The sequence below is a fragment of the Pedobacter jeongneungensis genome (assembly GCF_000633455.1).
Taxonomy (GTDB): Bacteria; Bacteroidota; Bacteroidia; order Sphingobacteriales; family Sphingobacteriaceae; genus Pedobacter; species Pedobacter jeongneungensis_A.
Genome location: NZ_AYMG01000004.1, coordinates 38,736 through 54,581, shown reverse-complemented (window position 1 = coordinate 54,581; position 15,846 = coordinate 38,736). Strand labels below are relative to the sequence as shown.

The 15,846-nt window shown below is 39.3% G+C and carries 12 protein-coding genes; 4 read left to right on the top strand and 8 right to left on the bottom strand.

Annotated elements, in window-relative coordinates:
- Nucleotides 1-2: 2 nt before the first annotated feature.
- The 8 genes from U859_RS0104295 to U859_RS0104260 form a co-directional block, all read right to left on the bottom strand.
- Complete coding sequence (locus U859_RS0104295; RefSeq protein WP_025142193.1) at nucleotides 3-1,646, bottom strand: hypothetical protein; 1,644 nt, start codon at nucleotides 1,644-1,646, stop codon at nucleotides 3-5.
- Nucleotides 1,647-1,664: 18 nt separating this feature from the next.
- The gene (locus U859_RS0104290; RefSeq protein ID WP_025142192.1) at nucleotides 1,665-2,003 is read right to left on the bottom strand and encodes a hypothetical protein; all 339 of its coding nucleotides are present in this window, start codon (nucleotides 2,001-2,003) and stop codon (nucleotides 1,665-1,667) included.
- 28 nt (nucleotides 2,004-2,031) lie between these two features.
- Complete coding sequence (locus U859_RS0104285; protein ID WP_025142191.1) at nucleotides 2,032-3,570, bottom strand: hypothetical protein; 1,539 nt, start codon at nucleotides 3,568-3,570, stop codon at nucleotides 2,032-2,034.
- An 861-nt stretch (nucleotides 3,571-4,431) separates the two neighbouring features.
- Complete coding sequence (locus U859_RS0104280; RefSeq protein WP_025142190.1) at nucleotides 4,432-4,896, bottom strand: SRPBCC family protein; 465 nt, start codon at nucleotides 4,894-4,896, stop codon at nucleotides 4,432-4,434.
- Nucleotides 4,897-5,275: 379 nt separating this feature from the next.
- On the bottom strand, nucleotides 5,276-6,199 hold the full coding sequence (locus tag U859_RS0104275) for a TIGR01777 family oxidoreductase (RefSeq protein ID WP_025142189.1): 924 nt from the start codon (nucleotides 6,197-6,199) through the stop codon (nucleotides 5,276-5,278).
- 4 nt (nucleotides 6,200-6,203) lie between these two features.
- Nucleotides 6,204-7,019: a hypothetical protein gene (locus U859_RS0104270; RefSeq protein WP_025142188.1), complete on the bottom strand. Its 816-nt coding sequence runs from the start codon at nucleotides 7,017-7,019 to the stop codon at nucleotides 6,204-6,206.
- 192 nt (nucleotides 7,020-7,211) lie between these two features.
- Complete coding sequence (locus tag U859_RS0104265; RefSeq protein WP_025142187.1) at nucleotides 7,212-7,718, bottom strand: GbsR/MarR family transcriptional regulator; 507 nt, start codon at nucleotides 7,716-7,718, stop codon at nucleotides 7,212-7,214.
- A gap of 65 nt (nucleotides 7,719-7,783) precedes the next feature.
- Entirely contained in the window at nucleotides 7,784-8,866 is a 1,083-nt protein-coding gene (locus U859_RS0104260) for an alginate lyase family protein (protein WP_025142186.1), read from the bottom strand.
- Nucleotides 8,867-8,995: 129 nt separating this feature from the next.
- Between U859_RS0104260 and U859_RS0104255 the strand changes: the two genes are divergently transcribed.
- The 4 genes from U859_RS0104255 (at nucleotide 8,996) to U859_RS0104235 (ending at nucleotide 15,705) form a co-directional block, all read left to right on the top strand.
- Nucleotides 8,996-11,506, top strand: coding sequence for a YfhO family protein (locus U859_RS0104255; RefSeq protein WP_025142185.1), 2,511 nt, complete (start codon nucleotides 8,996-8,998; stop codon nucleotides 11,504-11,506).
- Nucleotides 11,507-12,233: 727 nt separating this feature from the next.
- Nucleotides 12,234-13,088, top strand: a complete 855-nt coding sequence (locus U859_RS0104245; RefSeq protein ID WP_025142183.1) for a UDP-2,3-diacylglucosamine diphosphatase — start codon at nucleotides 12,234-12,236, stop codon at nucleotides 13,086-13,088.
- A gap of 20 nt (nucleotides 13,089-13,108) precedes the next feature.
- Nucleotides 13,109-14,110, top strand: a complete 1,002-nt coding sequence (locus tag U859_RS0104240) for a glycosyltransferase family protein (RefSeq protein WP_025142182.1) — start codon at nucleotides 13,109-13,111, stop codon at nucleotides 14,108-14,110.
- Between the two features lie 614 nt (nucleotides 14,111-14,724).
- On the top strand, nucleotides 14,725-15,705 hold the full coding sequence (locus tag U859_RS0104235) for a DUF6427 family protein (RefSeq protein ID WP_025142181.1): 981 nt from the start codon (nucleotides 14,725-14,727) through the stop codon (nucleotides 15,703-15,705).
- Nucleotides 15,706-15,846: the final 141 nt, after the last annotated feature.

Here is a 15,846-nt window from a genome sequence, read left to right as displayed (position 1 = left end):
CTTTAGTTTATATCGAAGTTTTGTGAAATGGTAAGTGCATTAAAAATGTGCGCAAGGAATTTCTCTTTGGTGGTATTTACTTTTTGCTCATCTTTTGGGTTGGTGTTGATCAGTTTTTCAACAAAAAGATCATAACGATCCCTGAAAAGGCCGCCTTTACTCCAATGGTGTTTTTCATCCAGGAAAATGGTACCCACATCCAGTTTTTTTAGTTCAGAGGGGTTATCGGGGAATGCCTTGCTATCGAAAAGGAACCTGCCCGGGGCAACGGAGTTTCTCACCTGATAAAGCCAGCCGGGTATAAATTTGGCATCTTTAAAAGTATAGGCAAAGAGTTTAAAATATTCGTTGATGTCTTTACACTCCGTATCCGTAATGGTACTGTACTGGTTGAGTTTTTGGTTTTCGCATTGTTTAATGAAACCTTTTATACCGGCATCATCAAAAGCACCACCATTTTTGGTTAAAGAAATGTGTGCCAGCGAGAAAAAAGCACCCAGTTTATTTACAAATATTTCACCCGATTTATTTTCATTGCCTATAAAATCATCAAAGGAGAAGTTGAACGAATTATCTTTAAATTCTACTGCTTTATAGAGGTAATCAGCCTTTGCGCTGTTAAAACCATCATTCCGGGTAAAGAAATCGTAGGCGGCACAGGCGCATAACAATTCTGTAATGTGGCAGGGGTTTTTCTGTTCGCTGCCACCGGTGATGGTTTGATTGGAAACATTGTTGCCATCAATTTTTTTGCTTTCTATTGGCCAGCCGATATGGTAAAGCAGTTTATAACATTTCTGAACGGTAGGGTCGCTTTGGTAAAACTGCAACGCTGCCTGACTGTTTAGTGGAAAAAACGACGAATCGGCAATTACGCTATTGGCTTTGCTGGCTTTCTGTTTATCATCGGGTTTATTAAAAGTGAAATACTCTGTTAATAAGGTAGAACCAAATTTGGCCTTGGCGAAATCGATACTGGCATTTCCGTTAGAACGGATTTTTACAAAATCCTGTAATGCTTTTGGGATTACCGGAATAGATGATGCACCTGTACCACCGAATATAGAGCCAAAAATAAAAACCCTGGCATTTGCGCCTGCGCCCTCCAGTTTGCCCATAAAAGTGTCCAGTTCGCGTTCCTGCGATTGTACTGCAGCACCTTTAATGATATTGCGGGCGGCTTCTACTATGCCATGGTACATCAGCATCGAACCCAGGTGGGTTTGTGCCCGGTAGCCATGATCCAATGCAAACTCCTGTACCGAACTATTGTCTAAAAACAGGTCGGAGATTAATTTATTGGCTTTCTGCTGTTCGGGTGAACCTGTGGTAATTTTGCTGATATTTTTATAGGTTTCTCTTCCCGGACCGGCATAATTGGTAAAAAACCGGTGTAAATTCAGTTTGGCTGAAAAGAAAGTATTTGCATTTGGTGTTCCGCCTACACTGGTACCTGTTGTTTTAATCCGGTTGTAAAGACCGATCAGTTCTTCAACCCGTCCTTTATTTCCGTTATTTTGATCGGTATCAAGCGTGAGGACTTCGATTTCCTGATTGTCGAACATCCCGATTCCACATAAGTGCGTAAAGGCTTCCAAACAGCGCATCCCGGTACCGCCTATGGCGATTACGAATAATTTATCCATTGATGTTTTGATTAGGGATTAAAACCAGTGTCCGATTTTTCCGGTGGCAAATATTTTGCTCATTACAAAACCGATGATGATGTAGAGTATAAAACCGATAGCTGTACCGATACTCAAAGCCGTTACATAATTATTCAATACCATAATATTTGCATCTGGTTTGAATACATAATAACCCAATAGAAAACAGACTGCCGGATTTAAGATGGCCAATACCCAAAACCAGGTTTTGCGTGCCTGTGGGTCTTTGGGATTACTCCCACCTTCAAACTTGATGGCGTTTGCAATGATGGCCGATAAAAGGAGAAAGATTAATGCGGTGATGATCGAGATGATGTAAGCTGAAGTTGATTCCATTTTAGAATTTATTTTTAATGATTTTAGATTACTGTTTAGTTTTGATGTAGTACGAATACACTACTTTATCTACAGGTTTAAGCTCTTGCAAGGTGTTTTTGATCGATTCTGCTAAAGCGGTATTAGGTGTATTTTTAGCGTTTAGCCACGCAAATTTGGCCATTTTGGCGCCCTGTAGATTTGGTGTAGCCGTGTTTGATAAAATATCTACCTTAACTAATCCATCAGGATTATGGATGTTGGCTACACTGAATTTAGGGTCGAAGGCAACACCAAATTCTACATGTTTTGGGTTAGATGCCCTTGTATTGGTAAAAAGGGTTTGGTTGAGGATAAAAACCTCATTAAGCGGGCTTGATGCCTGTGTTTTATAAATCCATTGTGCCTTTAATTTCCCGTCGGGATTGTAACATGCCTTTGCAATTTCATCTTTTTCCTGATCAGAAAACTTAGCCTCGCCATTATTCCCTTTGCTTAATTTGGGCTGATGTTTTTTAGCTTCTTCTGCTTTGGCAAAATTTTCGAAATCAGTAGTTACATCCGAAACTTTTACGCTGAAGTTTCCAAAAGTGTAACTATCCTCATTGCTCAGGTCAATAAACAGCTTCCGAAGGAAATCGTTAAACTGGTTTTGCGCGGCATAAGTGCTGTGGAGTTGATCGATGTTTTCCCAGTCTAATCCGAGCGGATAAAACTCGAAGTTGTGCCCGTTTTTGAGGCCGTTGATGTAACCCTCTTTTAAATCGAGTACATTTTTGGCTTTGTCTGATTTTGCACTTTCGTCATAAAAAATACCACCTGATTTTTCTGATGGATATCCGGTTGATAGTTGATAAGCCGTGTTGGATAAATCAAACCTGGTTGTTGATGGGGCAAGTTTTGATTCGAGTTTTGAAATCAAACTTCCTGCATCCGGATTGCCACAACTGAATATGCTAAAATAGAGGTGTTTATTCACCTTGCCTTCTTTGTAATCTGCAATAAAAAAATGGACAGCATTACCTTTTTCGAGCCATTTGGAGAATGGGATTTTAAGAAAAGCCGTATTGGTAACTTCTATATTTTTTTGCCACTCTTCAAAATCGGTAATCAGGAGGGCATCGCTGTTACCGTCAACAATTTTTTCTACTGTTGCTTGCAATGGTGCCCAAATATCAGCGTATTGTTTTGGGTCGCTTACCTGTTGGCCCAATTCGGTAGTATTGGTTACGTTGAGTAATGATATTTTGTTGGAACCTAATTTGTAAACTTCAAACTGCTGGGCGAGCACGGTGTTGAAGCAGGCCGACATCATGCTTTTAATCGTAGGATCACTAAAAGCCTTATTTATTCCAGATGAGAAATCAATGTAAAGTGCCGGGGTACCTCTTTTCTGATTATTGCCTGGAGTTACGGCCTTATTGTATGCTTCGATACGCTTTCCTAAATCCTGACCATAAGGGTTGAAATTTGTAGCAGCAAACGGATCTTCTGATTGGGATCCTCCGGAACCTTTACATGCTGAAATTGCAAATAAGCCCAGTAATCCCATTAGCCTGAAAAAATTCAGGGTATTGCCTGTTTTCATAATTTATACATTTTAATGCTTTTAGTATTGTTTAGTTGATCAAAAGTATAAGCATGAGAACGGCAATCCTTACGGAAAACCGTAAAGTGAGGATTAGGGGAGTAAAAAATTGAGATGATATTTTAGGTGTGCCGGTTTATTTGAGTTATAATGCTGTATTCAGTAAAACTCAGGTGCTTTCAGGTGGCTCAGATGGTTATAAAAATAAAGATTGCGCGTTATAATTTACCACCTTAGTAACCTGAGAACAGCTAAGCTGTTAAATGGCATTAGCAAATTGCATATAAGGGATTTTACCATATATTAATATAGAGCATGTAAGCTTATATGTTCTTAAATGCCTTACATGGTGATGAAAAATGCGTTGATTTTTAGTCTTTCGGTTTCATTTTAATTCTGTAAACTCAGGTGCTTTCAGGTGACTCAGGTGGTTATAAAAATAAAGATTGCGCGGTATAATTCACCACCTTAGTCACCTGAGAACAGCTAAGCTGTAAAATGGCATGAGCCAATTGCAGATAATGGATTTTACCATATATTAATATAGAGCATGTAAGCTTATATGTTCTTAAATGCCTTACATGGTGATGAAAAATGCGTTGATTTTAGTCTTTCGGTTTCATTTTAATTCTGTAAAACTCAGGTGCTCTCAGGTGACTCAGGTGGTTATAAAAATAAAGATTGCGCGGTATAATTCACCACCTTAGTCACCTGAGAACCGCTAAGCTGTAAAATGGCATGAGCCAATTGCAGATAATGGCTTTTACCATATTAATATAAGGATATGTAAGCTTATATGGTGCTTAAATGTGTAACATGGTGATGAAAAATGCGTTAATTTTTAGTCTTTCGGTTTCAGCTTTATACTCTCCGCTTATCGCCCTCCGCCTCGCGCTTTATTACCTCATTTCTTTCTGCCAGTAACTGCTTCATATAACGGGTTAAGAAAAGTTTTTCAACCAGCCATCCTAAAATGCCTAATGGTGCTTTAAACTCAAAAATGTCGGTCATTTCGGTTTGTGTGTCTATTGTTTTAAACAAGTGTTGATGATGAAGTTTTTTAAATGGACCCTTAATCATTTTATCAATAAAATAATTCGGATACTCCATAGCTGTAATTTTATTGGTCATTTCGAAATAGATGCCAAAATGTTTGGCCCGCCAGGTAACCGATTCGTCCAAGTTGATTAATCCACTTACCTTTCCTGCTATGGCCTGTTCTCCGGAAGCTTTCATTGATTGCACATGAAGATCGATACTTCTGGATAGATCAAAGCTACGCTCAACTGGTGCATTGATCAATGTTTTTAAAATGATTGTAGGCATAATTAATTCGTAATCATTGTAATCTTAATTTTTTCTGCCCACGCGCTTGGGCTTGCCTCGGCTCACCGCCGCCGATGGGGCTCTTTCTTTATCCTTGATGATAAAGAAACAAACAATCAAGGCTTGCATCCTTCCTTGTAAAAAGCTATGGAAATCTCTATTGCGGCAGTATCCAGGCTCTTACCTTTACTTTATCCCATCGCTACCGCTTAATCCTGCCTTGGGCTGTGGTGTACGTGGGGTAGTGCAAAGATTTCCATGCTTTTTCCTACGGAAATCTGCTATGCCGAATTGCATCATGCAGAGGAGTTTCTCTTTCAAAGATATTTAACAAGTCGAATTGGCGGTTGATATCCGCTTACCGCCAAACGCCACCCGCTTACCGCTGGGCGCTCAACGCTCCCACTGCCTCCCTTACTTCCCCATACTTAAACTCAAAACCGCCATCCAATAACACGGACGGTTTAACCCACCTGCTTTTTAAAATCAGTTCCGTTTCTGTTCCGATAATTTTTGCACCAATGGCCAATAACCAGGCAGGAGCAGGTAAACCGAAGCTCATACCAAAAGCTTTCCGTATGTTGTGCATAAAAACATGGTTTTTAACGGCTTCTGGTGCCGTGCAGTTTATAACTCCTTCAATTTCTGGATGATTAACCAACCATTCGATGCTTCTGGCGGCGTCATCTTCATGGATCCAGCTCATATATTGTTCGCCATTGCCCTGTTTACCACCCATGCCCAGTTTAACAAGGTTCAGCAAACGTGGAAATGCCCCGTCTTTCAGACCTAATACAATGCTCATCCTGAGTGCTATTTTTCGGGTATTGGGTGTTTCGTTTTCAAAAAAGCTATTTTCCCAGGCTTTGCAAACTTCAATAGAGAATCCCTCACCGATTTCACCCGTAAACTCATCTTGTGGACGGTCTTCCGCATGGCGGTAAATGGTGGCCGAAGTAATGTTGATCCAAAGTTTTGGCGGATTTTCCATTTCTTTGATCGCTTTACCCAGTAAACGGGTTGGGATCAATCTTGAATCGAAAATCTCTTTTTTGTTTTTTTCGGTGTATCTGCAGTTTACATTTTTGCCGCAAAGGTTCACCAACAGATCTGCCCCTTGCAAGCTGTGGGTCCACTCACCCATTGTTTTGCCGTCCCATAGCATGGTTTTAATATTGCTGGTTTCGGCATGTGCTTTTCTGGCCAGGATGATCACTTCATCAGCCAGACTGCTAAAATGTTTCGCCAATACGCTGCCTAAATAACCATTACCGCCTGCCAGTATAATTTTTCCGTATTTCATGATGTTATAAACTTAAGATTAATCCCAAGACAATTAAGCGGTACAATGCCCAGCTAATACTCATTAGCCAGCCTAATTTTAATAATTTACTCCTGCGGATATGTTCTAAAAACATCAGTCCCGCAACCATTAAAAAGTACAATAGAAAAAATAAAGATGAAAAGCTGAAGTATTTTGCCAGCATTATAATAGGCAGAAGCAACAATGAACCAGCGAAAGAAATGGTCATCATATTCCCCAGATAATCCCAAAGTTTTTCTTTCTGGTAAAAGCTAATGATAGCACCCTGGAAAAATAGCTGTCCACCACAGATGAAGTATTCACGGTATTTATTGCCCAATGGTACAAAATCGGTAAGCAGATGTGCATAAGCCGTTAATAAGTAGGCAGTAATCAGCCAGGTGAAAAGCAGATAAGCGATGCGGTAATGGAGTTTAAAAGTTGGCTGTATCGTATTTTCTTTAACTGCAGCCGGAATAATCACTTTGCGGTTGTAAGAGATGAAAGCATAAAGTTTACGCATCAGATAAACAAAGGGACTGAACAAAAACAGGGGCTTAAAGAAGGGCATGGCGTGTGCAATAATTTTGAATAAACTCTGGATGCCATAAGTAACTTCGCCGGTTTCGGTATTAATGAGCGCAATTTCATTGGCAGCTCTCTGTTTGTTTACCAGTGGACAAATGTTTTGCGGTATTTCCTGGTAAGCCTCTCTACCATCTTGTGCCAGCATACCTGTTTTTACAAAAGCTTTGGTATAGGCATAACACATCGGGCATTCATTGTCAAATAAAATCACATGGTTTTTAAGCGCTCTCATTTTATTTAAATTTTAATACTTTCAGTAAAATATGAAAGATAAGTTTAAAAAATAAAGCCGAACTGTAGGTAAGGCTTTTTTTAAGGTTTGAAGTGTAAGGTTTAGGGTATAAGGTTAAGGTGAATTTGTCTTGCTACTTAATACTCCTGTCTCAAATCTAATGTCTAGTATCTCCAATCTCCCCTCTCAAATCTATTTAAAAACCTTCAACACCGAACCCCAGAACCAGCTTTCTTCTGCCTTAAGCATCGTTTCTAAAGTTTTATCTACGTTTCCGGCCAGTTTGTTAATGTCTTTGATCGATTTTTTGAAAGTAATAAACTCCGGATCTTTCTCATCGCCATTAACCGTAGAAAGTTCGTTCAAAATTTTTAAAACGGGTTCCAGTTCTCTTTTTTTGCGCTCTTTGGCTACCTGACGGGCAATATTCCAAACATCCTTATCTGCAAAAAAGTATTCTTTTCGCTCACCGGCCTTATGTTGCTTTTCAATTAATCCCCAGCCAATCAGGTCGCGGAGGGTCATGTTTGCATTGCCCCTCGAAATACTGAGCTGCTCCATAATTTCTTCGGTAGTTAATGCTTCAGGCGAAATTAACAGCAGCGCATGTACCTGGGCCATGGTGCGGTTAATTCCCCATTCTGAGCCTAATTTGCCCCAGGCTTCTATAAATTTTAATTTTGCTGCTGCTAATTCCATATACAAATATAAAGTTATTTTTAAACTTTCAAAAATTATTGAAACTTTATTTAATTTGAAGGCTATTATTGTTTGCGTTTTAATTCATCCAATACTTTTTGCCAGTTGCTGGGGTTGCCATTTACCTTTTTTAACAGGTCGGTTTGCGTAGGGTCGAAATAAACAGCGAACCGTAAAACGGGCAAAGCCAGACTAGGTTTAAACATGCTTCCTGGTGCAAAGCCTGGTTCGTTATTTTTGGCCCTATCACGATCGAATTTAACCGTGGTATTTACATATTCTTCATGCTGTTTTTCGCCTTTGATATACGGGATCAGCCATTCTACAGATTTTTTGATCGACGAACCCTTAGGCGATTCGTAGGTATAAAAGTTGGTGCCTTTTGCCCGGTCGATCATTATGGCCAGTTTTAACATCGGTTCCAGATCGTAAATATGATAGTGCATGGCATCACGCTCTTTAAAATCCAAACTGGTACCATCAGGATACAGATTGATGTTAATGTGGCTTTTCAGGTTATCGATTGTCCAGTTGATCAATTCCTGATTATTGAGTGCGTAACCAATTTCGCCAACTACTTTTAAACGGTGCGCATTCCAGTTGTTAATGGCCGTGCCCCTTCCTGGTTTCATTCGTTTGCTGTTGATTTCAGCCCAGGCCGTTTCGCTCAACCACTGCTCAATCTGTTTTTTATCCGCGGTTGGGATGTCTTGTTTGATCAGGTCGTAAGACTCAACCATCGGATCGAGATTGGTATCGTCAATAGGATCACCATTGGGTTTATTGGTTTTTGCCCATGCCGAAAGAAATTCTACACATTTGTTTAAATATTTTTGATCACTGGTAATCCGGTATTGTAAAGCCAGTGCGAAAGTTTTATTCATATCGGCCAGGGCCAGCTGGGTTTTCAATTTCTTCGGATTTCCTTTCAGTAAACCTTCGGTTCTGATGGTATCAATTGGGCCCGGTTGATCATTGAGGTATTTTAATGTCGATTTTTCGAAGCCCTGATATAGTTTTTTGGTTTCTTCATTGTTTTTGATCCCGCTTTTCAGCTTTGCGGTTTCAGCAGTGCTTAAACTTACAATCTGCCCGAACGAAGCAAAAGAAAGGGAGGCGAGCGCAATTGTAACTACAAACTTTCTCATAATAAATGGGTTGAATTTTTATTCTCTGCTACAAATCTAATTTTTTATTCAGCACGCATTTAATTTATTCCTTTTTTATACCGCCCAATTTTTTATTTTTGACGTTCGTTTAAACTTAAACAAACCTTAATGAATAACTGGTTTAATAAAAATGGCATACACCTGGCCATTATTGCATTTTTTGTAGTCATCACTTTTGCCTACTTCAGTCCTGTTTTACAGGGTAAAGCGCCACAACAGGGCGACGTTTTGCAGGCTAAAGCCATGCAGAAAGAAATTATGGATATTAAGGCTAAAGATGGTAAAGGACCACTTTGGACCAACCAGATGTTTGGTGGTATGCCAGCTTATCAAATTTGGGTACAGTATCCGCTTAACATTACCACTTATGGTATCGATGTAATTAAAGGCGTTTTTCCTGATCCCGTAGGAACCGTATTGCTTTACCTTTTAGGTGCTTATTTATTATTTTGTGTATTAAAAATAAATCCGTGGCTTGCTGCTGCGGGGGCAATTGCTTTTGCATTTACCTCATATAATTTCATCATTATAGCGGCAGGGCATAGTAATAAGGCCCTGGCCATCGGTTTCTTCGCTCCTATTTTAGCGGCCATCATCCTCACTTTAAGGGGAAGGTATTTAGTTGGTGGTAGTTTATTGGCCTTGTTTATGGCATTGGAAATCCGTTCGAACCATATCCAAATGACCTATTACCTATTTATCGCCTTGTTTATTTTGGGCTGTATAGAACTTTACCACGCTTTCAAGGCAAAACAGCTGGCAACTTTTGGTAAATCAATCGCTTATATGGCTGCGGGTATTTTCTTATCGGTACTGGTAAATGCAGGTACATTATGGACTACTTATGAGTATGGCAAAGAAACCATCCGTGGTAAATCTAACTTAACTACCGATAAAGCTGAACCTGCAAATGGTTTGGATAAAGCATATGCTTACCAATGGAGCCAGGGTGTTGGAGAGAGTTTTACTTTTCTTATTCCTAATTTATATGGTGGGGCAAGTGGCGGACAATTAGATCCTAATGGCAAGTTTATTAAAATTTTGCAGGATGGTACCGTTTCAAACGTAATTGCGCCACTTTATGGTCAGGATACAGATAAAGCTTTAAATGCAATTGCTCAAAATGTTGGATCAAATTATTGGGGAGATAAACCGGGTACCTCCGGCCCATACTATTTTGGAGCTATAATCTGTTTCTTATTCGTTTTTGGTTTATTTATTGTTAAACACCGTTGGAAATGGTGGATATTAGGAAGTAGTATTTTATTGTTATTTCTTTCATTCGGACAAAATTTCCCGTTAATCTCAGATATTTTCTTTGATTACTTGCCAATGTACAATAAGTTCAGAGCGGTAGAATCAATCCTTGCCGTGGTAGGTTTACTGGTTCCTTTATTGGCAATTCTAGCTGTTAAAGAAGCGCAAGATGGTAAATACGATCAAAAGTACCTGGTTCAACGCCTTACCTGGTCAGCGGGAATTACCGGAGGTTTTGCACTTTTAGTTGCTATTGCGCCAACAGCGTTTTTTAGCTTTACCAATGCTACGCAAACCCAGTTAACAGGTTGGTTAAATCAGATCTTACAAAATAATGCTTCACTAACCGCTCAAATTTTAGATGCCGTTAAAGCAGACAGGATCAGTTTAGCCCGTACTGATGCTTTACGTACATTGTTGTTCATTGCTATAGGCTTTGGTATTACCTGGGCTCTCATCACCAAAAAGATGAATATGCAACTGGCCTTCGGTTTATTGGCTTTGTTTGTGCTGATCGATTTATGGCAGGTAGACCGCCGCTATTTAAACAACCAGAATTTTGTTAGCAAATCTGAACTGGAGAATCACTACCAGCCAAGAGATGTAGATAATTTTATTTCGGCTGATAAAGATCCAAACTTCAGGGTTTTCGATCTGTCGTTGGGCGATCCGTTTAAAAGTGCAGAAACTTCTTATTTCCATAAAACCGTTGGAGGTTTCCACTCGGCAAGGTTAAAACGTTTTCAGGAATTGGTTGATAACCAATTAACAAAAAGTATCAACCAGGATGTATTGGATATGTTAAACACCAAATACATCATTACGCAGGATCCTCAAAACGGGTCGTACAAAATGCAGCGTAATGCTACTGCTGCAGGTAATGCATGGTTTGTACAAAGTGTACAATTTGCTAAAAATGCCGATGAGGAAATGAAAGCCATCAGCAGTTTTGATGCTAAAAAGGAAGCCATTGTTGATGAAAGCTTTAAAAATTCGATTGATACCAAACGTTTAGGTACCGGGCAGGAAGGCTTTATTAAATTAACCAATTATAATCCTGATCATTTAACCTACGAATATTCTACAGCTAAAGATGCAATTGCAGTATTCTCAGAAATCTATTACAACAAAGGCTGGAAAATGTATATCGATGGTGTAGAAAAACCATATTTCAGGGCCGATTACGTTTTACGTGCGGCGCAGCTGGAAGCAGGTAACCATAAACTCGAATTTATTTTCCACCCAACGTCTTATTACGCTGGTGAGAAAATCTCTTTAGCAGGATCGATCCTGTTATTGGCCGGTTTAGGTTTCGGTTTTTATTCAGAAGAAAAGAAGAAAAAGAAAGCAGTTAAAGCTTAATTTTTTCTTTAGAGAATTATACAGCCCGTAGGATTATTTCTTGCGGGTTTTTTTGTTGCCTATGTTTTTTGCGACGATTATTTGCCAGGGAAACGCAGAAACACGGAATATTTTGTGCGATTTGTCATTATTAAGAGATAATTTATTGTATAAAAATCAATATAAATGACAGCAGGTTTTAATTCAGTTTATTGGCCGGGGAGGAATCATCGTCATTGCGAGAAAGGCTTTTTCAGCCGACAGCCTGCCCCGACCTTTCGGGGAAGCAATCTTTCTGGCAAGAATCGCTGGCAGGAAAGATTGCTTGGTCGTACCTCCTCGCAATGACAACTTTTCTTCGCATCTGTCTAAATAGATCTCTCCACTTCGCTGCGCTTCGGTCGAGAAGACGACTTTGGCTTCAATTAACTGCTTAACCAATACCCGGTTTTCAATTGGCAGTTTGCTTTACCAATAAACAATGGCAAATGAACTAATTAACCGCCAAACTAAAATTTAACAATGTCGTAACATTTGTTTGATATACAGCGTCTTATCTTTGTAATGAAAAATCAGGTGATATGTTAGAGTCATTCTTTGCCGTATGCTTATTAATTGTTGTACTTTATTTCTTTAGCCCTTTTGAGGTAAAACTCGATGAGGAAGAAGAGTGGTAACACATTTAATTTATCTCTAAACTGCTCAAAACGTGCGGTAACAGTACCCTTCCCCCTAAAATCTCCCTTTTATGGATAAAAGAAATGTCGATGTAGTCGTAATCTCCGATGTACATTTAGGCACCTATGGCTGCCATGCAAAAGAACTTTTAAAGTATCTGAAAAGCATTAAACCCAAAACATTAATTCTAAACGGCGATATCATCGATATCTGGCAGTTTAGTAAAAGTTACTGGCCCGAATCGCACATGAAGGTAATCCGTAAACTGATGAAATTCGTTTCAGAAGGCGTTCTGGTGCATTACCTCACGGGTAACCATGATGAGATGCTCCGCAAATTCGACGGCATGGAAATGGGTACTTTTCACCTTCAAAATAAACTGATTTTAGAGCTCGACGGCAAAAAAGCATGGTTTTTCCACGGTGATGTTTTTGATGTAACCATGCAGCATTCTAAATGGCTGGCCAAATTGGGTGCAGTTGGTTACGATACGCTGATCCTCATTAACAGTTTTGTAAACTGGGTACTTACAGCATTTGGAAGGGAAAAGATGAGCTTTTCGAAAAAAATTAAGGCAAAGTTTAAAGATGCAGTTAAATTCATCAACAGTTTTGAGCAGACAGCAGCTGAACTGGCCATAGAAAAAGGTTATCAGTATGTGGTTTGTGGTCACATCCACCAGGCCGAGCAACGCGAAATTGCAACCGAAGACGGAAAAGTAACTTACCTGAACAGTGGCGACTGGGTAGAAAGTTTAACGGCTTTAGAGTACCAGGATAAAAACTGGACGGTGTTTAAATATGAGCATCAGCATTTTACAAAGGACGAACTGGACGAAGGACTCCTCTCTGATGCCGAAGATTTGAAAAGCAAACTGGACATAAATATTCTTTTACAGAATATAAAATATGAAATTGCCCAATAATTTTAGATATTCGGGCATAAATGAAGATACTTTACGCAATACAGGGAACAGGTAACGGTCATATCAGCAGGGCGAGGGAAATTATTCCTTTGCTTCAAAAATATGGCGAATTGGATATTCTGGTAAGTGGTACACAGGCTGATGTAAAATTAAGTCAACCCGTAAAATACCAGTTACATGGTTTCAGTTTCATTTTCGGGAAAAAAGGTGGTGTAGATCATTATAAAACCTGGCTGAACATGAATCTTTTCCGTTTTCGGAAAGACATGAAAAAGCTGCCACTTAAAGATTACGATTTAATTGTTAATGATTTTGAACCGGTAAGTGCCTGGGCCTGTAAACTACAGGGAATTGAATGTGTATCGTTAAGTCATCAGGCAGCATTTAAATCGAAAAAAGTACCCCGTCCGAGAACTTTAGATTGGGGAAAGCTCATTTTAAGTCGTTATGCGCCTACCAAATACCACATTGGTTTCCACTTCGACCGTTATGATACTTTTATTCATACACCGGTCATCAGGGCGGAGATCAGAAACCTCAAAAGTGAAAATTTAGGCCATTATACAGTATATCTCCCTGCAATTGACGATAAACGTTTGGTAAAGCTTTTTACGCAATTACCGAATATTACCTGGCAGGTTTTTTCTAAACACAGCAAAGTTGCTTATCAGGAAGGTAATGTTTTTGTAGAACCGGTGAACAACGAAAAGTTTAATAAAAGCCTGGCTACCTGCGAAGGTTTATTTACCGGAGGTGGCTTCGAAGGGCCAGCTGAAGCACTTTATTTAAAGAAAAAATTATTGGTTGCGCCAATGCGCTTCCAGTTTGAGCAGCAGTGTAATGCCTATGCTTTAAAACAGTTTGGTTTGCCTGTAATTTGGGGCAGTACCCGTAACTGGCTGCCGATTGTTAAAAACTGGGTAGAAAATCCTCAAAAGCACGAATTTAATTTCCCGGATGAAACCGCGCAGATTATAGATGATATGGTGAAGAAATATGCGAGGGTTGGTCTGGAGTCTTAAGTCGGCAGTGCAAAGTCGATCACACTAGTTTTGTCATCCTGAGGGATAGTTTATTTTATAAAAGTCCATATAAAAGACAGATCTTTATGGCAAAATTGTAGGCTGCGCGGGAATGACGACCATTCTATTGGAATCTATGAATGTTAGCGTAGTCGAAGGATCTCAGCGTTTAGTCTTGAGTCGACAATTGGTTGTCATTCTGAACGCAGTGAAGAATCTTAATCGATACATTTTTGAACCATGTAAGGCATATTAGTAAATATAAGCTCAAGCATTTTCTTGCACCGTAACATTGTTATCTAAACCTGACAGGAGCGGGCATCCCGATTTTTTCATCGGGATAAAGCGGATGGCAGGACTACCGTAACCGAAAAGAACTGGAACCTGCTTTTCAAAAAAATAATAAAACTCCTTTCTTTAGTCTTTCCACTTTATAACTATCAAATGGTCTTCGACTCCGCTCAGACTGACAATTCTATAAATATCTGACTTTAAATCCTCGCTTTAGTCTTTCCACTTTAAGCTTTCGCCTTTCCGTTTTAAGCTTTCTGCTTTTATCTTTCTTCTCCTACTCTTAAATTATTTTCTTTACTTTGCCTACTCTTTAAAAAGGCATGATTAATCAGTTTAGAAAGCTAAGTCCAATTAACCTCGTATTCTTGCTGGCATACACGTTCTTTTTGCGTATTGCCATTTTTAATGAAACACATGATACGCTGAATTTTGATTTTTTGGAGCCGTTTGCCAGGTTGCTGATCAATATCGATTTAGATAACGCCTTTGCACCATCTACCAATATTTTTATTGCCGGGATTTTGGTTTACATCCAGGCCTTAATTTTTAACCGGATCGTAAATAACCATAACTTATTGGGCAAGCCCAGTTTTCTTCAGGGTTTGATGTTTATTACCGGAACCAGTTTGTTTATGCCCTTCATGATTCTGTCTCCGGCACTGATCTGCAACTTTCTGTTGATCTGGATTATCGATAAATTTTTAAAACTGGGTAAAAGTGCTAACTCAATCAACACTGTTTTCGATATCGGGATGATTATTGCCATAGGTACACTGGTGTATTTCCCTTTTATGGTGATGTTGCTCATGATCTTCTTGGCTTTGTTGCTCTTCAGGTCTTTCAACTGGCGCGAATGGGTTGCGGGATTGATCGGATTTATTACCGTATTCTTTTTCCTTGCCGTATTTTATTACTGGAATGATAATTTAAGCTCGTTTTATCAGATCTGGGAACCATTGGGCAATAAGTTCCCATCAGTGTTTAAGATCAATTATAACGATTACCTGGTGCTGATTCCGGTGGCGGTAATTATTATCCTGGCATCGTTACAGCTACGCGAAAATTTCTTCAGAAGTTTTATCAGTACAAGGAAAAGTTTCCAGCTGCTGTTTTTTATGTTTATTGTTTCTGCAGCCAGTTTTTACCTTAAACCCGATTTCAGGACATGGCATTTTTTACTCTGTGTGCCGCCCGGTGCGGTGCTGCTGGCCTACTATTTCAGCAATGCCAAAAAACGCTGGTTTTATGAAACTTTGTTCCTTTTATTTGTGCTTTCTATCCAGTATTTTCTGTTTGTTTAACCTTTTTTAACAAATAACTAGAACGAAACTTGACAAAGATTAATAGCTTTGTGCATGATTTTAGAATTGAAGCCTTTTAGGTTTTAATCAGATGGATAAAAAATGGAGTCATTGGAATTTCTAAAGAACATATTATTTGCA

Bases quoted from the DNA above. Each gene is read 5' to 3' on its own strand.
- U859_RS0104295 (WP_025142193.1), bottom strand. From the start codon at position 1,646: ATGGATAAATTATTCGTAATCGCCATAGGCGGTACCGGGATGCGCTGT.
- U859_RS0104290 (WP_025142192.1), bottom strand. From the start codon at position 2,003: ATGGAATCAACTTCAGCTTACATCATCTCGATCATCACCGCATTAATC.
- U859_RS0104285 (WP_025142191.1), bottom strand. From the start codon at position 3,570: ATGAAAACAGGCAATACCCTGAATTTTTTCAGGCTAATGGGATTACTG.
- U859_RS0104280 (WP_025142190.1), bottom strand. From the start codon at position 4,896: ATGCCTACAATCATTTTAAAAACATTGATCAATGCACCAGTTGAGCGT.
- U859_RS0104275 (WP_025142189.1), bottom strand. From the start codon at position 6,199: ATGAAATACGGAAAAATTATACTGGCAGGCGGTAATGGTTATTTAGGC.
- U859_RS0104270 (WP_025142188.1), bottom strand. From the start codon at position 7,019: ATGAGAGCGCTTAAAAACCATGTGATTTTATTTGACAATGAATGCCCG.
- U859_RS0104265 (WP_025142187.1), bottom strand. From the start codon at position 7,718: ATGGAATTAGCAGCAGCAAAATTAAAATTTATAGAAGCCTGGGGCAAA.
- U859_RS0104260 (WP_025142186.1), bottom strand. From the start codon at position 8,866: ATGAGAAAGTTTGTAGTTACAATTGCGCTCGCCTCCCTTTCTTTTGCT.
- U859_RS0104255 (WP_025142185.1), top strand. From the start codon at position 8,996: ATGAATAACTGGTTTAATAAAAATGGCATACACCTGGCCATTATTGCA.
- U859_RS0104245 (WP_025142183.1), top strand. From the start codon at position 12,234: ATGGATAAAAGAAATGTCGATGTAGTCGTAATCTCCGATGTACATTTA.
- U859_RS0104240 (WP_025142182.1), top strand. From the start codon at position 13,109: ATGAAGATACTTTACGCAATACAGGGAACAGGTAACGGTCATATCAGC.
- U859_RS0104235 (WP_025142181.1), top strand. From the start codon at position 14,725: ATGATTAATCAGTTTAGAAAGCTAAGTCCAATTAACCTCGTATTCTTG.